The organism is Pseudomonas sp. SJZ074 (genome assembly GCF_007828215.1).
Lineage (GTDB): Bacteria > Pseudomonadota > Gammaproteobacteria > Pseudomonadales > Pseudomonadaceae > Aquipseudomonas.
On record NZ_VIUE01000027.1, the window covers coordinates 31614 to 51311 of the forward strand.

Here is a 19698-nt window from a genome sequence, read left to right on the forward strand (position 1 = left end):
TCGCCGAGTTGGGTGGCGAGGCTGACGGCCCTTTCGCGAGCAAGCCCGCTCCCACAGGTGATCGCATTCCGACTGAGGAAACGCGGTCCCTTGTGGGAGCGGGCTTGCTCGCGAAGAGGCCAGACCTGCCTTCCTCAACCTTTCTGAATCAGCCTACTGCGTACCTCAGCCATCCCCTGCTGATCCAATTCCATCCAGAAAACCGGCTTGCCAGCGATCAACGCCGCCGCCGGCAACCCATCGCGATACACCAGCCGATTGCTCGCCAGCGCCGGCACTTTCGCCCCTGGCAGCAATGTACCGGCCAGGTTCAGCGGGTCGACGCCGCACACCGCAACTACGCTGCCGTCGGCGGGGCGGCGACGGACTTCGCGCAATAGCGGGATGGCTTCGGGCAGGGCGAATTGCTCGCCGGCCAGGCCGCTGACGAAACGCCCGCCACGGATTTCGCCGCGTGCCTCCAGGCGATGGAAGGTGCGCAGCAACTCACGCCAGCTCGGCAGCCAATCCGCTTCCTGCTCCAGCAAGCGCCAGAACACTACGCCGTAACGCCGCAGCAGGGTCATGGCGATGTGTTCCAAGGTTTCGGACGGTGTCGGCGTGGGTCGGTTGCCTTCGGTTGGCGCGGGCTGACTGCGGCGCAACAAGGCCCAGCGGCCGGCATCGTCCATGCCGCCGACAAACGCCCCGCGCCCGCGTCGGCTGCTGCGGGCCTGGCGTTTGCTGGCGGGCGTGATCAGCGCCCGCAGCCCGGCGAAGCTGTCGGCATTCACCAGGCCGGCGCCCACCAGCTCTTGTAAGGCGATCTCCAGTTCGGCGCGCAGCAGATGGGCTTCGTGCAGCAACTCGTCGAAAAACAGTGCCCCCTCCTCGCTGAGGGCCTGGTGGACTTTCTGCGTCTTGAGGGAGAGCTCGCTCAGTGGCGTCTGCTCTGTCAGGCTGCTCCATAGCGCGACCTGGCTACGCGGCAGCAACACCACCGGCGTACTGCGCAGGGCCGTGGCGGAGGCTTTCTGCCGGGCGCTGAGGCGAGTCCAGATCAGCTTGCCGCTGCGACACAATTCATCGAGCCAATTGGCGGAATAGTCCTTGATCCGCGCGGGCAACAAGTCGCTGTCCCAGGCCGAGGCAGCGGCCGGGTAGCCTTCGAACTGGCTGATGATCGACGGCAGCACGGCGCTGCCCCGGCCCTGGGTCGACGGCGACAGGTGTTGCCAGTCGAACAGGAACCGCATGAAGTCCTGCAGCATCACCGGTTCGATTTCCCGGCGCAGGCGCTTGACGGTGTAGCGGTGGATGCGGGCCAGCAGATGCCGTTCGCACCATTCTTCCTGGCCGGTGCCCGGTGTGAAGCGGCCGCGCAGCACATAGCCTTGGTGTTCAAGGTGCGCCAGGGCCTGAGTGACTTGCGCTGTCGATAACCCCAACGGATAGGCGATAGCGCTCAGCGGCAGCGGGCCAAAGGCGCTGAGCCGGGCGCGGAGTACTTCGACCACCGCTTCGTCACTGTCCCAGGGCTCATCGAACCCGGCCAGGGGTGTCAGCGCGGGTTGCCATTGGGCTTGTGGATAAACTCCTTGCAGGCAGGTCAGCCGCTCCAGTGGCACCCACAGGCCGCGCTCGGCGCTGATCTGCATATGGCTGGCGCGCCCGCGGTCGGCCAGTGCCTGCAGCCAGCCCGGCCACGATGCGTGGGCGTGGGCTTCGCTGTCGGCGATGCAGGCCAGGCTCATCAGTGCTTCATGCATTTCATCGAGGTTGGCCGGGGTCGGCCAGGCTTCTTCCCTGACCGACTGGATGGCCTCGGCGTCCAGCGCGCCGAGGTCGTCGGTGGATTGTGGATCGCTCCAGCGCCGGTTGATAACTGCATGGGTTCGGCGCTCTTCCAGCGGCGCGTCGTCGAGGAAGGTGTAGGGCCGGGCGCTGAGGATTTCGGCCGCCAGGGGCGACGGGGCAGGCAGGTCGCGACTGATCAGGCGAACCTCGCCCGCCTCCATGCGCCGCAGCAGCGCCAGCCAGCCTTCGCTGTCCATGGCTTCGTGCAGGCAGTCGTCGAGGGTCTGCTCTATCAGCGGGTGGTCGGGGATTTCCCGCTCGCCGGCGAGGTTCTCCAGGCAGGCGATCTGGTCGGGGAACACGCTGGCGATCAGGTCTTCGCTCTTCATCCGCTGGATCTGCGGGGCGACCTTGCGTCCGCCGGTGTAGCGCGGCAAAGCCAGCGCCACCCCGGCATTCCAGCGCCAGCGCACGCCGAACAGCGGCGCATCCAGCACCGCCTGCACCAGGATTTGTTCGGCGCTGTGACTGTTGAGGTAGTGCCAGACCTCATCCAGCTCGAAGCTGTGACTGGTGGACAGCGACAGCACGATGGCGTCTTCGCTGGCGGCGGCCTGCAATTCGAAATTGAACGTGCGGCAGAAACGCTTGCGCAGGGCCAGGCCCCAGGCGCGGTTGATGCGGCTGCCGAATGGCGTATGGATGATCAGTTGCGTGCCGCCGGACTCGTCGAAGAACCGCTCCATCACCAGCGTGTCCTGGGACGGCAGGGCGCCGAAGGCCAGGCGGGCCGGGGCCAGGTAGTCCAGCAATTGCTCGGCGCTGGCCAGGTTCAGTTGCAGGGTGCCGGTCAGCCAGTCGAGGGCCGGTTGCAGATTGCCGGGGGTGGCACCGAGCAGTTGATCAAGCTGTGCTTGCAGGCGGGCCACGGCCAGGGACAGTTCGGCGCTGCGTCCCGGGGCCTCACCGAGCCAGAACGGAATGGTCGGCGGCTGGCCCTGGGCGTCCTCGACCCGCACGCGGCCGGTCTCGACGCGAATGATGCGGTAGGAGGTATTGCCGAGCTGGAACACGTCGCCGGCAATGCTCTCCACCGCGAAGTCTTCGTTGACGCTGCCGATGTTCAGGCCCTGGGGTTCGAGCAGCACGCTGTAGTCGGCGTTATCCGGGATGGTGCCGCCGCTGGTCACGGCGGTCAGTTTGCTGCCCCGCCGCCCGCGCAGGGTGCGGGTGACCGCGTCGCGATGCAGGTAGGCACTGCGCACGCCCTGGCGACTGTTGAGGCCTTCGGCGAGCATCTGCAACAGCGCCTGGTAATGTCCTTCATCCAGTTCGGCATAGGGCGCGGCGCGGCGAAAGGTGTCCAGCAGTGCCTGTTCCTGCCATTCCTGGCAACTGACCTCGGCGACGATCTGCTGGGCCAGCACGTCCAGCGGTGCCTTGGGGATGTGCAGGATGTCCAGTTCACCCCGGCGTACGCAATCGAGCAGGGCGGCGCACTCGATCAGATCGTCGCGGGTGGTGGCGAACAGACGCCCCTTGGGCGTGCCGCCGACCTGATGACCGGAGCGGCCGACCCGTTGCAGAAACGCCGAAATCGAACGGGGCGAGGCGATCTGGCACACCAGATCGACATCGCCGATGTCGATGCCCAGCTCCAGGGAAGCGGTGGCGATCAGCACCTGCAATTCGCCGCGCTTGAGCCGTTGCTCGGCATCGAGGCGAAACTCTTTCGCCAGGCTGCCATGGTGGGCGGCCACGGCATCCTTGCCCAGGCGCTCGCTCAGATGGCGGCTCAAGCGTTCGGCCAAGCGCCGGGTATTGACGAACACCAGGGTGGTGCGGTGTGCCCGGGCGAGCTCGGCGAGGCGGTTGTAGACCAATTCCCACACGTCATTGGCCATCACTGCCGAGAGCGGCACTGGTGGTACCTCGATGTCCAGGTCGCGGGGGCGGGCATGGCCGATGTCGACGATTTCGCACGAGCGGCCTTCGCCCACCAGAAAGCGTGATACCGCTTCGATGGGCTTTTGCGTGGCGGACAGGCCGATGCGCACCAGCGGCTCGCTGCACAGCGCTTGCAGGCGTTCCAGGCTCAGGGCCAGGTGGCTGCCGCGCTTGCTGGCGGCGATGGCGTGGATTTCATCGACGATCACCGTGCGGGTGCTGGCGAGCATCTGCCGGCCGGAATCGGAGCCGAGCAGCACGTAGAGCGATTCGGGCGTGATCACCAGAATGTGCGGCGCGGCCTTGCGCATCGCCGTGCGTTCTTTCTGCGGGGTGTCGCCGGTGCGCACGGCGGTGGTGATTTGCAGGGGCGGCAGGCCCATCTGGCGCAATTGTTCGGTAATGCCGGCCAGCGGTGTTTGCAGGTTGATCCGGATGTCGTTGCTCAGGGCCTTGAGCGGCGAGACATAGACCACCAGAGTCTGGTCCGGCAGGCCACCCTGTTCCAGGCCTCGATGCACCAGCTCGTCGAGCACGGCGAGAAACGCCGTGAGGGTCTTGCCCGAGCCGGTGGGCGCGGCCACCAGGGTCGAACGACGCTGGCCGATCAACGGCCACGCCCGGGCCTGGGCGGCCGTGACCGCCGGGAAAGTCTGGCTGAACCAGGCGCGGACAGCGGGGTGGAAGCCTGCCATGGCGTGGTCGGCTGCAAGGGGCAGATTCATAGAGGCAGTTATGCGGGTGGGAGGAGGAGGATGCAAGTGCCGGCTGATATCTCTGTTGTCCATGAGGGCCTCTTCGCGAGCAAGCCCGCTCCCCAAGTCGACCGCATTTTGTCTGACGAAACTCGGTAAGTTGTGGGAGCGGGCTTGCTCGCGAGGGGCCTTAAAAGGCAGCACACATTCTGGATCTGCACTTTACGGGTGACGGTTGCGCACTAAACCCGCAAAATGCAACGATTCCGGCGACGCCCGCGGGCGTTGTCGACCAAATTCTTGTGCCAACAGACTGGGCCTGCTGACTTTATGCGAATGCGCCTTATGTTACTGGGCGGCGGAAATGCCCTTGGGCAGGCGCTGATTCGCCTCGGTGCGGAAGAAGACATCGGTTTTCTCGCCCCCCGCCCCCCAGAAGATGGCTGGGATGCCGCGAGCCTGACGCAGTTGCTCGACGACACCCGCCCGGACGCCTTGATCAACCTGGCGTACTACTTCGACTGGTTTCAGGCCGAGGTCGTCAGCGAGCAGCGCCTGGCCAGCCAGGAGCGTGCGGTCGAGCGCCTGGCCGAATTGTGCCAACACCACAACATCATCTTGTTGCAACCGTCGAGCTATCGCGTGTTCGACGGCTCTCGCGCCACCGCCTACAGCGAAAAGGACGAGCCCGTGCCCCTGGGCCTGCGCGGCCAGGCCTTGTGGCGGATCGAGCAAAGTGTGCGCGCCACGTGCCCGCAACATGTGCTGCTGCGCTTCGGCTGGCTGTTGGACGACAGCGCCGACGGCATCCTCGGACGTTTTCTCGCCCGGGCCGAGCAGCCCGAAGAGCTGCTGCTGGCCGATGACCGTCGGGGCAACCCGACACCGGTGGACGACGCGGCCCGGGTGATCATCTCCGTGCTCAAGCAACTCGATTGCGCCGCGCCGCTGTGGGGCACCTATCATTACGCCGGGCATGAGGCGACCACACCGCTGGCGCTGGGCCAGGCGATCCTCACCGAAGCCCGTGCTCTGCATCCGCTGGCAATCGAAGAGCCGACGCCCCAGGCTCACGCCGCACGGCCGGATGCCGCGGAAGAACCGCAGCACGCGGTACTGGCCTGCAAGAAAATTCTGCACACTTTCGGGATCAAACCCCGCGCCTGGCGCGCCGCGCTCCCGGGCTTACTGGATAGGTTTTATCGCCATGGCTGACGGTCCTGTTCTTATCACCGGCGGTGCGGGCTTCATTGGTTCGCACCTGACCGACGCCTTGCTCGCCAAGGGACACTCGGTGCGCATCCTCGATGACCTGTCCACCGGCAAGCGCAGCAACCTGCCGTTGGACAACCCCGCCGTCGAACTGATCGAAGGCGACGTCGCCGATGCCGCCCTGGTGGCTCGGGCGATGGCCGGCTGCAGCGCCGTGGCGCACCTGGCCGCGGTGGCGTCGGTACAAGCCTCGGTGGACGACCCGGTGCGCACTCACCAAAGCAATTTCATCGGCACCCTGAATGTCTGCGAAGCCATGCGCCAGGCCGGCGTGAAGCGGGTGTTGTTCGCCTCCAGCGCCGCGGTCTACGGCAACAACGGCGAAGGCCAGTCCATCGACGAAGAAACCACCAAGGCGCCGCTTACACCCTACGCCTCGGACAAGCTGGCCAGCGAGTTCTACCTCGACTTCTATCGTCGCCAGCATGCGCTGGAGCCGGTGGTGTTCCGCTTCTTCAACATCTACGGTCCGCGCCAGGATCCGTCCTCGCCGTATTCCGGGGTCATCAGCATCTTCAGCGAGCGGGCACAGAAGGGCTTGCCGATTACCGTATTCGGCGACGGCGAGCAGACCCGCGACTTTGTCTATGTCGAAGACCTGGTGGACTTGCTGGTGCAGGCCATCGAGAAGCCTGAGGTGGAAATCGGGGCGGTGAACGTCGGCTGGAACCAGGCCACGACGCTCACACAACTGCTCCAGGCCCTGGCCACGGTCATCGGTGACCTGCCTCCGGTCAGCTACGGCCCGGCACGTTCGGGAGATATCCGCCATTCCCGGGCCGACAACCATCGGCTGTTGCAGCGCTTCAGCTTCCCGCAGCAAACGCCGATGAGTGTGGGGCTGGCGCGGTTGCTCGGACGCTGAGTTTCCAGTCGCCACAAAACCCACTGTGGGAGCGGGCTTGCTCGCGAATGCGGTGGGTCAGTCACTTAACAGGTGATTGACAGAACGCATTCGCGAGCAAGCCCGCTCCCACAGTGATTGTGTCGCTATCGAATTGGCTCAGAACTTGTAACCCAACCCCACCATGTAGATCCATGGGTCCACATCGACATTCACCTTGGCCCGGGTGCCACCGGCCACTGCGTTGTTGTCGACATACGCCGTGGTATCGATGTCGATGTAACGGATCTGGCCATTGACCATGATGTTGTCGGTCAGCATGTAGTCGGCGCCCACTTGCCATGCCATGCCCCAGCTGTTGCTCGCCCGGAAATTGCTGAAGCCGTTGGCGCTGGCGTCGCTGCCGACGTGTTCGTCATAGATCCAGGTGTAGTTGATGCCGGCGCCGACATACGGTTGGAATGCCGATTTGGCGTCGAGTGGGTAGTAGACCAGACTCAGGGTCGGCGGCAGATGCTTGAGGCTGCCGAGCTTGCCGTTGGCCGCGCCCAGGGCGGTGCCCTTGATCTTCACGTCGTGCTCGAACGGCGAGGCTGCCAGCAGCTCGATGCCCAGGTGGTCGGTCATCATGTAGGCGAAGTTCAAGCCCAGTTGCGTATCACTGCTCATGGTCGCCTTGCCGCCCAGGTCGGCACCGGCCAACGGGCCGCGGTCGACCTTGACGCTGGAACTGTCGGCTTGCGGATTGACGGTGATGGCGCCGGCGCGAACGATGATATCGCCGGTTGTATGGGCCTGGGCGATTGGGGCCGCGAGTGCGAGGGCGACGAGGGAAGTGCTGAGCAAGGACTTGTGCATGGGGGCTCCAGCGGACATTTGAAAAGGATGTCCCATGGTACGGAGCGCTCTGGACCGGTCTTTTGACTCAGCTCAATGAAAGTGTGATGAGCACCTCTAAGGCCCCTTCGCGAGCAAGCCCGCTCCCACAGTTTAACGAGTTCCTTCAGGAGGAATGCAGTCAAATTGTGGGAGCGGGCTTGCTCGCGAAAGCTATCTCACCGGCAATAACGAACCATCGGATTCACTCCGGCAGCTCATACACATAAATCTTCTCAGCTTCCATCTGGTACCCGGCATCGGCCAGTTCGCTGGTGGACGGCTTGACCTGCATCGGCCCTTCGACCCAGTACGGCTGGTACAGCTCATCGAGCTTCACCCCGACTTCGCTTTTCACATGCACGATCTGATTCGAAGGCGGTGGCGGCACATGGATGCAGGCGCCGAAATACGGCACCAGCAAAAAGTCTGTGGTACGGCCCTCCTCGCTGACTTCCAGCGGCACGATGTAGCCCGGCAAGCGAATCTGCTGGCCGTCGAGCGCCTTGACCACCGGAGCGTTGGGCAAGTCCTGTTTGGCGGCCGGGGCGGATTCGGCGGACAGTGCATTGCCCATCTGCGACAGGTCATGCAGCGGGGTCATGTTTGGTACTTCCGGCGGCGCGTCGGGCGGGATCATTTCTGACCAGGCCAGGTCCCTTGGCTCGGCCGCCCACAGCGGCAGGGCGACCATCATCAACAGCGCAAGCAGGGCGCGGGGCATCTTCAATGTCCTCATAAACGGATCGACAAGCCGTCGGCCAACGATTGGCGATAGGCGCGCCAGGCTGGCACGCTGCCCATCAGCAGGGCGGCGATCAGGATGCCAGCCATGAGCGTCCATTCATATTCGCTTGGCCAGCTCAGCGGCAGGTACAGGCCATAGGCCGATTGTACGTAACCCTGGGCGGCGCCGATGCCGATATACAGCAAGGCCAGCCCGGCGGCCACCCCGGTCAACGCCAGGGCAAACGCTTCCAGCACCAGCAGGCTCGCGATGTGCCACGGCCGCGCACCCACCGAACGCAAGATCGCCATCTCCCGGCGGCGCTCGTTGAGGCTGGTGAGAATCGCCGTGAGCATGCCGATCAACCCGGTCAGGACCACGAATAGCGAAATCACGAACAAGGCTTTTTCCGCCGTGCCCATCAGGCTCCACAACTCTTGCAGGGCCACGCCAGGCAGGATTGCCAGCAACGGCTCGCCGCGGAATTCATTGATTTCGCGCTGCAAGGTAAAGGTGGAAATCTTGCTGTTGAGGCCGAGCATGAACGCGGTGATGGCTTGGGGTGTCAGGTCCATGTTGCGGGCCTGGTCGGCGCTGATGCGACCGCTGCCCTGGGCCGGCACGCCATTCTTCCAATCGATGTGAATCGCTTCCATGCCGCCGAGGCTGATGTGTAGCGTGCGGTCTACTGGGGTGCCGGTGCGCTTGAGGATGCCGACCACGGTGAAAGGCTTGTCGTCATGCTTGACCAGGCTGATCGCCGCCACGCCGTGGGCCAGCACCAGTTTGTCGCCGAGCTTGTAATGCAACGCCTCGGCCACTTCGGCACCGAGCACCACTTCGAACGGATCGGTGGCAAAAGCTCGACCATCGGCCAGTTCCAGGTGCTGCTGGCGGCCGTACTGGTAATGCTCGAAATAGGCCTCGGTGGTGCCCATTACCCGATAGCCACGATGGGAGTCACCGAGGGACATGGGGATCGCCCACTTCACTTTCGGGTTGCTGGCGAAATGTTCGAAGCTGTCCCAGCGGATGTTATTGGTGGCGTTGCCGATGCGAAACACCGAGTACAGCAGCAGGTTCACCGAGCCGGAGCGAGCGCCGACGATCAGGTCGGTGCCGCTGATGGTGCTGGCAAAACTGGCTTTTGCCTCGGTGCGCACCCGCTCCACCGCCAGCAGCAGGCAGACCGACAGGGCGATGGCGAAGGCAGTGAGGATCGCAGTGAAACGGCGGTTCGCCAGGCTGGCCATGGCTAGACGGAGCAAATACATCTCAGACCTCGAGTGGCTTGGCGGCACGATTGAGATCGGCCAGCGAGAGGTGGCGGTCGAACAGCGATGCCAGGCTCTGATCATGGCTGACGAACAGCAGGCTTGAACCGGCCTCGCGGCATTCGGCAAACAGCAACCGCAGGAAGTTTTCCCGGGCGTCATAGTCCAGGGCTGAGGTCGGTTCGTCGGCGATTACCAGTTCCGGTTGGCCGATCAACGCCCGGGCGGCGGCGACCCGCTGCTGTTGGCCGATAGACAGCGAGTCGGCGCGGCGCTCCAGCAGATTCGCATCGGTCAGCCCCAGATGGGTCAACAGCGTGGCGGCAGCCTGGTCGATGCTGCCGTGACGCTGGATGGCCCGCTGCGCTCGCAGTTTGGAGAAGTGGCAGGGCAGTTCGACATTCTCGCGCACCGAGAGAAACGGCAGCAGGTTGAACTGCTGGAAGATGTAGCCGGTGTGGTCCACGCGAAAGCGGTCGCGGCTGCCCGCACCCAGTTCGGTGAGCGACTGGCCGAGCAGATGGACGCTGCCGCGATCCGGCGTCTGCACGCCGCCCAGCAGCCCCAGCAAGGTGGTCTTGCCACTGCCGCTGGGGCCCTTGAGGAACAGGGTTTCGCCGGCTTCGAGGCGAAAGGCCGGGATATCCAGCAGTGGTGGTTGCCCGGGCCAGCTGAAGACCAGGTCGGACAATTCGATGAGTGCTTGGGTCATGTTGGCCGAAGTCAGGGTAAATGGAGTAGCCCCTGTGGGAGCGGGCTGGCTCGCGAAAGCGGTGTGTCAGACACCCTCTGTGTTGGATGTGCCGGTCTCTTTGCGAGCCAGCCCGCTCCCACAGGGATGATTCGCAATACTCAGAATTTGAGTGCCGGCGCTTCAGGCGTCAATTCCCCGCCTTGCTGGCCCTTCGGGCCGATCATCTGCACCAGAATTTTATGGGTGGCCGGGAAGGTCTTGAAAAGCGGTGCCAGGTTCAGTTGCGTCAGGGAACCAGGCGCGACACAGCGGAACTGGTAGCGAGCGTGGATTTCGCTGTGTTCGTGGTGCTCGTCGCCATCGTCATCGGCATCTTCGGCGTGATCTTCGTGATCCGGCTCGTCGCCGAACAGCGGGCTTTCCAGTTCCTGCTGCTCCAGGGAGCATTTGGCATCGGCCAGAATGATCAACGCCGCCGGCTTCTCCAACTGCTTGCGGACAGCGGCCACCTTAGCCTTGTCGGCATCGCTGGTGGCGGCGTGTTCGAAGCCCACCAAATTCATGGCCGGGCTCTCCAGTTCCAATTCCAGGGTCTCGCCGTCCAATGAGGCATTGAGGCGGCCAACGCCGTGTTCATGGGCACCCAGGCTGCCATGTTCATGATCGTGGTCATGGTCGTGCTCGACCGCGGCGTGAGCGACAGCCAATGGCAACAGGGCGAAAGGCAAAGCGAGAAGCAGACGACGCATGACGAGTCTCCAGGTAAAGTGAATGTTTTGTTATGTAATCTTATAACGAATGTGCGCAGAGTTTGACCGTCTGCTTGGCGTCGCGCAAGGCCCATGGGAGCATGGGAAGATTAAATCTTCAGGAGCAAGGTGATGTTGCGCATACGCGGAACCGTCGGCGATTGGCCGGTGGACTTGTCGATCGAAATGGACGCGGGCGACTGGGCGCAGCTCGGCGCGCAGTTGCAGGCGGTCAAGCCGGAGGGCGCGGCGATGGCGGCGGCCAGACCGGCGAGTCAGGACGATGCGTTGTGGCAGATCGCCAGGGAATTGCTGCGCAAGGCCGGGCAGTTGAGCGGCCCGGACCTGCTGGAGCAACTGGAAGGCCTGACGGGCAGTGCGCCGGCGGGCAAGCGCCTGCTGGTGCGCTTGCGCCACAGCGCCGAGGTCAAGGTCTTGAGCGGCGGCGATACGCCGCTCTATAGCTGGGTCGGGGCTGACGCCTAGTACAACGCGGCAAACAGCTTGCGGCGATAGGTGGTCACCAGCGGGTGGTCGTTGCCCAACAGTTCGAACACTTGCAGCAGGGTCTTGTGTGGCAGGCCTTCGCTGTAGCTGCGGTTGCGGCTGAACAGCTTGAGCAGTGCCTCGAGCGCCGGCTCATACTGCTGGCGCGCCAGTTGCTGGATCGCCAGTTGATACGCCGCTTCATCGTCCTGCGGGTCTTTTGCCAGGCGGGCCTTGAGGTCAGCGGCGTCTGGCAGGTTTTTGGCCAGGCCGAGGAACTGGATCTGCGCCTTGGCCCCGGCCAGGGCAGCCTTGTGCTCGTCGCTTTTCACCGAGTCCAGCACGGTCTGCGCTTCGCCCAGCTCGCCGCGTTCGGTCAGGCAACGGGCAAACAGGATCAACGCCTTGGCGTTGGTATTGTCTTCGCCCAGCAGCCCGGCGAGCAGCGCCTCAGCATCGGCGAAACGCCCGTCATCGAACAGCGCCTGGGCCTGCTCGAACGGATCGGCCGCGACGGGAGGCGGCATCTGCACATGGGGTTCGAGCATCGCCCGTACCGCCGATTCCGGCTGGGCCCCGGCGAACCCGTCGACGGGTTGGCCGTCCTTGAACAGCACCACCGTCGGCAGGCTGCGGATGCCGAAGCGGGCGACGATGTCCTGCTCGATATCGCAGTTGACCTTGGCCAGCAGCAGTTCGCCCTGATAGCTTTCGGCAATGCCCTGCAACATGGGCATCAGCGCCTTGCACGGTGCACACCACTCGGCCCAGAAATCCACCAGTACCGGTTTGTGGAAAGAGTTTGCGATCACCGATTGGTCGAAATCGGCAGTGGTGGCGTCGAAGATGTAGGAGGTGTCCTGGGTCATGGGAATCTCGTAGAACGCTTGAATGGGGCAACTATACGGCGTGGTGGTGGGTGGCTGAAAGCGGGTTGGTCTTTCGCCCTGTGGTGTCTGACAGGACGCCTTCGCGGGCAAGCCCGCTCCCACAGTTGATCTGCAGTGGAGACAACATTCGCGTTCACTCTGGATCCCCTGTGGGAGCGGGCCTGCTCGCGAAGCTTTTCAGGCGCGCCGCGCGTGGTACAGGCTCACATGGCGAAACTCTTCCGGCTCGGCCAGGTCCGGCAGGGTCATGGCCTGGAGCATTTCGATGCGCCGGTACAGCGGATGCTCGAAATTCCGTACCCGGGAATCGGCCACCAGGGCCTCGCGGCCGCGACTGAGAAACTGGTCCAGCAACGGCAGGTTGGCCCGGTCGTAAAGCACATCGGCGACCAGGATCAGGTCGAAGCGATCCGCCTCGGCGAAGAAGTCCGTGGAATAAGCCAGCTCCACGCCATTGAGCAGGGCGTTGGCCCGGCATGCCGCGATTGCCAGTGGGTCGAGGTCGCACGCCACCACTTCCAGCGCCCCGGCCTTGACCGCCGCGATGCCTGCCACGCCGGAACCGGCACCAAAATCCAGCACCCGCTTGCCTTCGACCCACTGCGGCTGCTCGGCGAGGTAGCGGGCCATCGCCAAGCCGCTGGCCCAGCAGAAGCTCCAGTAGGGCGGTTCGTGGAGGATGCGCCGGGTTTCTTCCGGGCTGAAGGCGCGGTCCATGTTGTCGCCGTCGATCAGCCACAGCTTCAAGTCAGTGCCGGGTAATGGGCAGGCCACCAGGTGCGCGTCTCCCAGCAACTCGCTCAGCGCGTCTTGCAAGTCCTGCGGTGCATTCATGGTGCTTTGACGAATTGCAGCGCGCCCAACGCCTGGGTGGTCGGTTGCGCGATGCGCTGTTCCGGCAGGTGCAGGATCAATTGGCCCGACTGGCTGGCACGGCCACGCAGTTCCACGCGACCGCCGACCGGGAAGGCATCCGGGTTGAAACGCAGGCGGAAGGGCAGGGCGCGGTTGGTGCCGATCAGGCTGGAGCTGGCGAGCAATTGCTGCGGACGGCCCTTGTCATCGATCACCAGCAGCGCCAGTTCGACCTCGGCCCCGGTCGGTACGCCCTCGAGGGTGCCGCTCAGTTCCCGCTGGTACGCGGGCAATGGTCCCACCTCGGCGGCTTGGCGGGCTTTTTCCTGGGCCTGTTTCGGCGCCGGTGCCGGTGCCGGAGCAGTGGGTTTGGGAGCGTCACTGCTGCACGCCATCAGCAGGCTGAAAAGACTGAGCAAAAAGAGCGATCGTAACGGCATGTGCGGCTCCAGCAAGGTGAATTCCATGGATCTGACGGTAAGCCCGTCTGTATACCGTAAACCCTATGGCTTGTCTTGCCAGTGGGATGCGCTACCATGGCCCTCCCTTTTTTTGTTGCCTGCCACCATGCACTGTCCATTCTGCGGTGCCAACGACACCAAAGTCATCGACTCGCGACTGGTCGCCGAGGGCGAACAGGTCCGCCGCCGGCGCGAGTGCCTGGCCTGCGGCGAACGTTTCACGACGTTCGAGACCGCTGAGCTGGTGTTGCCGCGCCTGATCAAAACCGACGGCAGCCGCCAGCCGTTCGACGAAGAAAAACTGCGCGCCGGCATGCAGCGCGCGCTGGAAAAACGCCCGGTGAGCGTCGAACGCCTGGAAGCTGCGCTGGTGCACATCAAGCACAAGCTGCGGGCGACCGGCGAGCGCGAGGTCAAATCCCTGGTGGTTGGCGAGCTGGTGATGGCCGAGCTGCAGAAGCTCGATGAAGTCGCCTACATCCGTTTCGCTTCGGTGTACCGACGCTTCCAGGACTTGAACGAATTCCGCGAGGAAATCGACCGCCTGGCCCGCGAACCGGTGAAAGAATGACTGCCTCGGCGCAACAGGCCGTCCTCGACGCCCATTACATGGCCCGCGCGCTGGAGCTGGCGCGGCGCGGTCACTACACCACCCATCCCAATCCCCGGGTGGGCTGCGTCATGGTGCGTGATGGGCAGATTGTCGGCGAAGGTTGGCACATCCGCGCCGGTGAGCCCCACGCCGAGGTCCATGCCTTGCGCGCCGCCGGTGAACTGGCCCGGGGCGCCACGGCCTACGTGACCCTCGAGCCTTGCAGCCATCACGGCCGTACGCCGCCTTGTGCCGATGCGCTGGTCAACGCCGGTGTCGCTCGGGTCGTGGCGGCGATGCAGGACCCGAACCCGGAAGTTGCCGGTCGCGGTTTGCAGCGCCTGGCCCAGGCCGGTATCGCCACCGAAAGCGGCGTGCTCGAAGGCGAGGCCCGCCAGCTCAACCAGGGTTTCCTCAAGCGCATGGAGCACGGCCTGCCGTTCGTGCGGGTCAAGCTCGCCATGAGCCTCGATGGCCGCACCGCCATGGAAAGTGGCGAAAGCCAGTGGATCACCGGCCCGGCGGCACGTTCGGCGGTCCAGCGCTTGCGGGCCCAGGCCAGTGTGGTGCTGACCGGCGCCGACACGGTGCTGGCGGACAATGCCCGGTTGACCGTGCGCGCCGATGAACTCGGGCTGGACGCCGACCAGACGGCATTGGTCATGAGTCGTCCGCCGCTGCGGGTGCTGGTGGACGGTCGCCTGCGGGTGCCGCTCGATGCGCCCTTCTTCAAGGCCGGCCCGGCGCTGGTCGCCACGTGCATGGCGGTGGAAGAACAATACGCCAACGGCCCCGAATGCATGATCGTGGCAGGCGATGATGGTCAGGTCGACCTGCGTCGCCTGCTGGTGGAGCTGGCGGCCCGTGGCGTCAACGAGGTGCTGGTGGAGGCCGGTCCGCGCCTGGCAGGGGCATTCGCCCGGCAAGGCCTGGTGGACGAATTCCAGATTTTTATCGCCGGCAAGTTCCTGGGATCTTCGGCGCGACCGCTGCTGGACTGGCCGCTGGCGCACATGAAGGACGCTCCGGCGCTGAAAATCACCGAAATTCGTGCCGTGGGTGATGACTGGCGAGTCATCGCCGTTCCCATCCCGCCGGCCAGCGTATAATTCCCGGCCTTCGCTCAAGCGGCGGCCTGTTCTCGAGGAGGACTCATGTTTACCGGCATCATCGAATCCATCGGCAGCATCCGCGCACTCACCCCCAAGGGCGGCGATGTGCGGGTCCATGTCGAAACCGGCAAGCTCGACCTGAGCGACGTCAAACTGGGCGACAGCATCGCCGTGAACGGTGTCTGCCTGACCGCCGTCGAACTGCCTGGCAATGGTTTCCTGGCGGACGTCAGCCGCGAAACCCTCGACTGCACCGCCATGAACGATCTCAAGAGCGGCAGCCCGGTCAACCTGGAAAAAGCCTTGACGCCCACGACCCGGTTGGGCGGGCACCTGGTCAGCGGCCATGTCGACGGCGTCGGCGAAGTGGTTTCCCGTACCGATAATGCCCGGGCCGTGGAATTTCGTATCCGTGCGCCGAAGGAGCTGGCCAAGTACATCGCCCACAAGGGCTCGATTACCGTCGACGGCACCAGTCTGACGGTGAACGCGGTGGATGGCGCCGAATTTCTGTTGACGATCATCCCGCACACTTTAAGCGAAACCATCATGGCCTCGTACCGGCCTGGACGCCGGGTCAACCTGGAAGTCGACTTGCTGGCTCGTTACCTGGAGCGCCTGCTGCTCGGTGACAAGGCTGCAGAACCGACGTCCGGCAGCAACATCACCGAAAGCTTTCTGGCCGCCAACGGCTACCTCAAATCCTGACCCAAGGGGGTGCCGCGTGGCGCTCAATAGCATCGAAGAGCTGGTTGAAGATATCCGCCAAGGCAAGATGGTCATCCTCATGGATGACGAAGACCGCGAGAACGAAGGCGACCTGATCATGGCCGCCGAATGCTGCAAAGCCGAACACATCAACTTCATGGCCAAGCACGCCCGCGGCCTGATCTGCATGCCGATGAGCCGTGAGCGTTGCGAGCTGCTGAAGTTGCCGCTGATGGCTCCGCGCAACGGTTCCGGCTTCGGTACCAAGTTCACCGTGTCCATTGAAGCCGCCGAGGGCGTGACCACCGGCATTTCCGCCGCCGACCGCGCGCGCACCGTGCAAGCCGCCGCCGCGAAGGACGCCAAGGCCGAAGACATCGTCAGCCCCGGCCACATCTTCCCGCTGATGGCCCAGGCCGGCGGCACCCTGGCCCGTGCCGGCCACACTGAAGCGGCGTGCGACCTGGCGCGCATGGCTGGTTTCGAACCCAGCGGCGTGATCTGCGAAGTGATGAACGACGACGGCACCATGTCCCGTCGCGCGGAACTGGAGGCCTTCGCCGCCGAACACGACATCAAGATCGGCACCATCGCCGACCTCATCCATTACCGGATGATCCACGAACGTACCGTTCAGCGGATTGCCGAGCAGCCGCTGGACAGCGAACTGGGCCATTTCAACCTGGTGACCTACCGCGATTCCGTGGAGGGCGACGTGCACATGGCCCTGACCCTGGGCACCGTCTGCGCCGAAGAGCCGACCCTGGTCCGCGTGCACAACATGGACCCGTTGCGGGACCTGCTGATGGTCAAGCAGCCTGGCCGCTGGAGCCTGCGGGCCGCGATGGCTGCGGTGGCGGAGGCCGGCAGCGGTGTGGTGCTGCTGCTCGGGCATCCCCTTGATGGCGACGTGCTGCTGGCGCATATCCGCGAAACCGGCGAGCAATTGCCAGCGAAGAAAACCACCACTTACAGCACGGTCGGCGCCGGTTCGCAGATCCTGCGCGACCTGGGCGTACGCAAAATGCGCCTGATGAGTGCGCCGATGAAATTTAATGCGATATCCGGTTTCGATCTGGAAGTTGTAGAATACGTGCCCTCTGAATAATGACCTCGTTCAGTTAAGGAGGTCCCCCTTGTGGGAGCGGGCTTGCTCGCGAAGGCGATAGCACATCCAGCATTGATGTTGGCTGACACATCGCCTTCGCGAGCAAGCCCGCTCCCACAGGGGTTTCCAGCCCCAACAACATTGAGGAGCGCGCATAGAGCGCGTTCCGGCTCTTTAAGAGAATTGACGAATGACCCTGAAGACCATCGAAGGTACCTTCATCGCCCCCAAAGGCCGCTACGCTCTGGTAGTGGGCCGTTTCAACAGCTTCGTGGTCGAGAGCCTGGTTGGCGGTGCGGTCGATGCCCTGGTTCGCCATGGCGTGAGCGAGAGCGACATCACCATCATCCGTGCCCCTGGCGCCTTCGAAATTCCGCTGGTTGCGCAGAAAGTCGCTCAAAAGGGCGAATATGCAGCGATCATCGCCTTGGGCGCGGTCATTCGTGGCGGTACTCCGCATTTCGAATACGTGGCTGGCGAGTGCACCAAGGGCCTGGCCCAGGTGTCCATGGAGTTCGGCGTGCCGGTCGCTTTCGGCGTACTGACTGTTGACTCCATCGAGCAAGCCATCGAACGTTCCGGCACCAAGGCCGGTAACAAAGGCGCCGAAGCCGCCCTGTCCGCCCTGGAAATGGTCAGTCTGCTGGCGCAGTTGGAGGCCAAGTGATTAGCGACGAAAGCGATCGTTTCAACCCGCGCGATCCCAAGCCTGCCGATGCCGGCAAGCCTTCGAAAAGCGTCAAGCGTCGCGAAGCCCGCCAGCTTGCGACCCAGGCGCTGTATCAATGGCATATGGCCAAGCAGTCGCTGAACGAGATCGAAGCGCAGTTCCGGGTCGATAACGATTTCAGCGATGTCGATGGCGCGTATTTCCGCGAGATCCTTCATGGGGTTCCGGCGCACAAGACCGAAATCGACAAGGCCCTGGCGCCTTGCCTGGACCTGACCATCGAAGAGCTGGATCCGGTCGAGCTGGCGGTGTTGCGCCTGTCCACCTGGGAATTGATGCAGCGTGTCGATGTACCGTATCGCGTGGTGATCAACGAAGGGATCGAACTGGCGAAAATCTTCGGTTCCACCGACGGACACAAGTTCGTCAACGGTGTGCTCGACAAGCTCGCTCCGCGCCTGCGGGAAGCTGAAGTGAAGGCGTTCAAGCGCTGAATGGGTGAATTCGAGCTGATCCGCAGCTACTTCGCCGCCGCGCCTTGTGCGCAGGGCGGCGACGGCGTTGCGCTGGGGATCGGTGACGATTGTGCCTTGCTGGCGGTTCCTTCCGGGGAGCAGTTGGCGGTGTCCACCGACACGCTTGTGGCCGGTGTGCATTTTCCAGATCCTTGCGATCCGTCCCTGCTCGGCCAGCGCTCGCTGGCCGTGGCGGTCAGTGATCTCGCCGCCATGGGCGCCAGGCCCCTGGCCTTTACCCTTGCCCTGACCTTGCCGACGGTGACAGCCGATTGGCTGCAGGCCTATGCCCATGGCTTGAACCAGATGGCCCAGGCCTGCGGTGTAGCGCTGGTAGGCGGGGATACCACTCGCGGCCCCCTGAGCCTGACCATGACTGTGTTCGGTCGCCTTCCGTCCGGCCAGGCGTTGACTCGAAGCGGCGCGCAACCCGGCGACCTGCTCTGCGTCGGTGGAGAGCTGGGCAATGCCGCCGGTGCATTGCCCCTCGTGCTCGGCCAGCGTCACACTGAGCCCACCGTCGCCGAGCCGTTGCTGGCGCATTATTGGTCACCGCGTCCGCAGGTCGACTTGGGGCTGGCGCTGCGGGGCAGGGCCAGTGCGGCCATGGATATCTCCGATGGCCTGCTGGCCGATTGCGGGCATATCGCGTTGGCGTCCGGCGTGGCAATCCAGGTTGAACGGGACCGGCTACCGCTGTCCAACGCTTTGCGGGCCTTGCTCGGCCAAGCGGGCGCGGAGCAGGCCGCGCTGAGCGGGGGCGACGATTACGTGCTGCTGTTCAGCTTGCCACCGGTCCGATTATCGACATTGCAGGCCGAAGGCTGGCCGATCCACGTGATCGGCAGTGTCATGACAGGTCAGGGCGTCATGCTGGTGGACGCCGACGGAGGCGACATCACCCCGCAAGTCCGGGGTTATCAACATTTTCGGGAGACACCGTGACAGATCATCCCAACCAGGTTCCAGCCGAGTTCGTACCTCCCTCGGTCTGGCGTAATCCCTGGCATTTCCTGGCATTTGGCTTCGGTTCAGGCACTTTACCCAAGGCGCCAGGTACCTGGGGTTCGCTGGTTGCGCTACCCTTCATACCGTTGTGGCAGATGTTGCCGGACTGGGGTTACTGGCTGATGCTCGGCATCACCATGCTGTTTGGCTTCTGGTTGTGTGGCAAGGTGGCGGACGACCTGCGTGTGCACGATCATGAGGGGATCGTCTGGGATGAAATGGTCGGGATGTGGATTACCCTGTGGCTGGTGCCGGAAGGCTGGTACTGGCTCTTGGCGGGTTTCCTGGTGTTCCGCTTCTTCGATATTCTCAAGCCATGGCCGATCCGCTGGATCGACCGGCATGTCCACGGAGGCGTCGGCATCATGCTCGACGATATCCTGGCCGGGGTGTTTGCCTGGCTGGCAATGCAAGGACTGGTGTGGTGTTTTACCTGAGG

Annotated in this window: 20 protein-coding genes; 11 read left to right on the forward strand and 9 right to left on the reverse strand. The window is 64.0% G+C overall.

What is annotated here, in order from left to right:
• Positions 1 to 134 precede the first annotated feature (134 nt).
• Positions 135 to 4448, reverse strand: coding sequence for a DEAD/DEAH box helicase (locus FBX99_RS23095; RefSeq protein WP_145133045.1), 4314 nt, complete (start codon positions 4446 to 4448; stop codon positions 135 to 137).
• A 300-nt stretch (positions 4449 to 4748) separates the two neighbouring features.
• Between FBX99_RS23095 and FBX99_RS23100 the strand changes: the two genes are divergently transcribed.
• A complete protein-coding gene (locus FBX99_RS23100) occupies positions 4749 to 5633 on the forward strand; it encodes a sugar nucleotide-binding protein (RefSeq protein ID WP_144930533.1) in 885 nt (294 codons plus the stop codon).
• Positions 5626 to 6555, forward strand: a complete 930-nt coding sequence (locus FBX99_RS23105) for an NAD-dependent epimerase/dehydratase family protein (protein ID WP_144930534.1) — start codon at positions 5626 to 5628, stop codon at positions 6553 to 6555. Before FBX99_RS23100 ends, FBX99_RS23105 begins: the two co-directional genes overlap by 8 nt.
• A gap of 138 nt (positions 6556 to 6693) precedes the next feature.
• On the opposite strand, the gene FBX99_RS23110 is transcribed toward FBX99_RS23105, so the two are convergent.
• The 5 genes from FBX99_RS23110 to FBX99_RS23130 form a co-directional block, all read right to left on the reverse strand.
• On the reverse strand, positions 6694 to 7392 hold the full coding sequence (locus tag FBX99_RS23110) for an OmpW family protein (protein ID WP_144930535.1): 699 nt from the start codon (positions 7390 to 7392) through the stop codon (positions 6694 to 6696).
• Between the two features lie 223 nt (positions 7393 to 7615).
• Positions 7616 to 8134, reverse strand: a complete 519-nt coding sequence (locus FBX99_RS23115) for a DUF3299 domain-containing protein (RefSeq protein ID WP_144930536.1) — start codon at positions 8132 to 8134, stop codon at positions 7616 to 7618.
• 11 nt (positions 8135 to 8145) lie between these two features.
• Positions 8146 to 9411 (reverse strand): ABC transporter permease, encoded by a 1266-nt coding sequence (locus FBX99_RS23120; RefSeq protein WP_144930537.1) that lies wholly within the window; start codon positions 9409 to 9411, stop codon positions 8146 to 8148.
• 1 nt (position 9412) lies between these two features.
• Positions 9413 to 10123, reverse strand: coding sequence for an ABC transporter ATP-binding protein (locus tag FBX99_RS23125; RefSeq protein WP_144930538.1), 711 nt, complete (start codon positions 10121 to 10123; stop codon positions 9413 to 9415).
• A gap of 140 nt (positions 10124 to 10263) precedes the next feature.
• Positions 10264 to 10854: a DUF2796 domain-containing protein gene (locus FBX99_RS23130; protein WP_144930539.1), complete on the reverse strand. Its 591-nt coding sequence runs from the start codon at positions 10852 to 10854 to the stop codon at positions 10264 to 10266.
• Between the two features lie 132 nt (positions 10855 to 10986).
• On the opposite strand from FBX99_RS23130, the gene FBX99_RS23135 reads away from it, so the two are divergent.
• A complete protein-coding gene (locus tag FBX99_RS23135) occupies positions 10987 to 11340 on the forward strand; it encodes a hypothetical protein (RefSeq protein WP_144930540.1) in 354 nt (117 codons plus the stop codon).
• Here FBX99_RS23135 and trxA read toward each other — a convergent pair.
• The 3 genes from trxA to FBX99_RS23150 all read right to left on the reverse strand — a co-directional run bounded on the left by trxA (position 11337) and on the right by FBX99_RS23150 (position 13525).
• Positions 11337 to 12209 carry a thioredoxin gene (gene trxA / locus FBX99_RS23140; RefSeq protein ID WP_144930541.1) on the reverse strand — a complete coding sequence of 291 codons (873 nt, stop codon included), beginning with the start codon at positions 12207 to 12209 and terminating at the stop codon, positions 11337 to 11339. The genes FBX99_RS23135 and trxA overlap by 4 nt on opposite strands.
• Before the next feature lie 198 nt (positions 12210 to 12407).
• Positions 12408 to 13064 carry a methyltransferase gene (locus FBX99_RS23145; RefSeq protein WP_144930542.1) on the reverse strand — a complete coding sequence of 219 codons (657 nt, stop codon included), beginning with the start codon at positions 13062 to 13064 and terminating at the stop codon, positions 12408 to 12410.
• On the reverse strand, positions 13061 to 13525 hold the full coding sequence (locus FBX99_RS23150) for a hypothetical protein (RefSeq protein ID WP_144930543.1): 465 nt from the start codon (positions 13523 to 13525) through the stop codon (positions 13061 to 13063). Before FBX99_RS23150 ends, FBX99_RS23145 begins: the two co-directional genes overlap by 4 nt.
• Positions 13526 to 13652: 127 nt before the next feature.
• On the opposite strand from FBX99_RS23150, the gene nrdR reads away from it, so the two are divergent.
• From nrdR to FBX99_RS23190, 8 genes are all read left to right on the forward strand, one after another.
• On the forward strand, positions 13653 to 14117 hold the full coding sequence (gene nrdR, locus FBX99_RS23155; protein ID WP_013694316.1) for a transcriptional regulator NrdR: 465 nt from the start codon (positions 13653 to 13655) through the stop codon (positions 14115 to 14117).
• Positions 14114 to 15247 (forward strand): bifunctional diaminohydroxyphosphoribosylaminopyrimidine deaminase/5-amino-6-(5-phosphoribosylamino)uracil reductase RibD, encoded by a 1134-nt coding sequence (ribD, locus tag FBX99_RS23160; protein ID WP_144930544.1) that lies wholly within the window; start codon positions 14114 to 14116, stop codon positions 15245 to 15247. The genes nrdR and ribD overlap by 4 nt, the downstream gene beginning before the upstream one ends.
• Before the next feature lie 45 nt (positions 15248 to 15292).
• Complete coding sequence (locus FBX99_RS23165) at positions 15293 to 15958, forward strand: riboflavin synthase (protein WP_139650196.1); 666 nt, start codon at positions 15293 to 15295, stop codon at positions 15956 to 15958.
• A 16-nt stretch (positions 15959 to 15974) separates the two neighbouring features.
• Positions 15975 to 17066 (forward strand): bifunctional 3,4-dihydroxy-2-butanone-4-phosphate synthase/GTP cyclohydrolase II, encoded by a 1092-nt coding sequence (ribBA, locus tag FBX99_RS23170; protein WP_047702752.1) that lies wholly within the window; start codon positions 15975 to 15977, stop codon positions 17064 to 17066.
• A gap of 190 nt (positions 17067 to 17256) precedes the next feature.
• Positions 17257 to 17733 carry a 6,7-dimethyl-8-ribityllumazine synthase gene (gene ribE / locus FBX99_RS23175; protein ID WP_003206025.1) on the forward strand — a complete coding sequence of 159 codons (477 nt, stop codon included), beginning with the start codon at positions 17257 to 17259 and terminating at the stop codon, positions 17731 to 17733.
• Positions 17730 to 18230, forward strand: a complete 501-nt coding sequence (nusB, locus tag FBX99_RS23180) for a transcription antitermination factor NusB (protein WP_144930545.1) — start codon at positions 17730 to 17732, stop codon at positions 18228 to 18230. Before ribE ends, nusB begins: the two co-directional genes overlap by 4 nt.
• Positions 18231 to 19196, forward strand: a complete 966-nt coding sequence (gene thiL, locus FBX99_RS23185) for a thiamine-phosphate kinase (protein ID WP_145133048.1) — start codon at positions 18231 to 18233, stop codon at positions 19194 to 19196.
• Entirely contained in the window at positions 19193 to 19696 is a 504-nt protein-coding gene (locus tag FBX99_RS23190; RefSeq protein ID WP_144930547.1) for a phosphatidylglycerophosphatase A, read from the forward strand. The genes thiL and FBX99_RS23190 overlap by 4 nt, the downstream gene beginning before the upstream one ends.
• The last annotated feature ends 2 nt before the right edge of the window (positions 19697 to 19698 follow it).

Bases quoted from the DNA above. Each gene is read 5' to 3' on its own strand.
- FBX99_RS23105 (WP_144930534.1), top strand. From the start codon at position 5,626: ATGGCTGACGGTCCTGTTCTTATCACCGGCGGTGCGGGCTTCATTGGT.
- FBX99_RS23150 (WP_144930543.1), bottom strand. From the start codon at position 13,525: ATGCCGTTACGATCGCTCTTTTTGCTCAGTCTTTTCAGCCTGCTGATG.
- nrdR (WP_013694316.1), top strand. From the start codon at position 13,653: ATGCACTGTCCATTCTGCGGTGCCAACGACACCAAAGTCATCGACTCG.
- FBX99_RS23165 (WP_139650196.1), top strand. From the start codon at position 15,293: ATGTTTACCGGCATCATCGAATCCATCGGCAGCATCCGCGCACTCACC.
- thiL (WP_145133048.1), top strand. From the start codon at position 18,231: ATGGGTGAATTCGAGCTGATCCGCAGCTACTTCGCCGCCGCGCCTTGT.
- FBX99_RS23100 (WP_144930533.1), top strand. From the start codon at position 4,749: ATGCGAATGCGCCTTATGTTACTGGGCGGCGGAAATGCCCTTGGGCAG.
- FBX99_RS23115 (WP_144930536.1), bottom strand. From the start codon at position 8,134: ATGCCCCGCGCCCTGCTTGCGCTGTTGATGATGGTCGCCCTGCCGCTG.
- FBX99_RS23110 (WP_144930535.1), bottom strand. From the start codon at position 7,392: ATGCACAAGTCCTTGCTCAGCACTTCCCTCGTCGCCCTCGCACTCGCG.
- ribE (WP_003206025.1), top strand. From the start codon at position 17,257: ATGACCCTGAAGACCATCGAAGGTACCTTCATCGCCCCCAAAGGCCGC.
- FBX99_RS23135 (WP_144930540.1), top strand. From the start codon at position 10,987: ATGTTGCGCATACGCGGAACCGTCGGCGATTGGCCGGTGGACTTGTCG.
- ribD (WP_144930544.1), top strand. From the start codon at position 14,114: ATGACTGCCTCGGCGCAACAGGCCGTCCTCGACGCCCATTACATGGCC.
- FBX99_RS23145 (WP_144930542.1), bottom strand. From the start codon at position 13,064: ATGAATGCACCGCAGGACTTGCAAGACGCGCTGAGCGAGTTGCTGGGA.
- trxA (WP_144930541.1), bottom strand. From the start codon at position 12,209: ATGACCCAGGACACCTCCTACATCTTCGACGCCACCACTGCCGATTTC.
- FBX99_RS23125 (WP_144930538.1), bottom strand. From the start codon at position 10,123: ATGACCCAAGCACTCATCGAATTGTCCGACCTGGTCTTCAGCTGGCCC.
- FBX99_RS23095 (WP_145133045.1), bottom strand. From the start codon at position 4,448: ATGAATCTGCCCCTTGCAGCCGACCACGCCATGGCAGGCTTCCACCCC.
- FBX99_RS23120 (WP_144930537.1), bottom strand. From the start codon at position 9,411: ATGTATTTGCTCCGTCTAGCCATGGCCAGCCTGGCGAACCGCCGTTTC.
- FBX99_RS23130 (WP_144930539.1), bottom strand. From the start codon at position 10,854: ATGCGTCGTCTGCTTCTCGCTTTGCCTTTCGCCCTGTTGCCATTGGCT.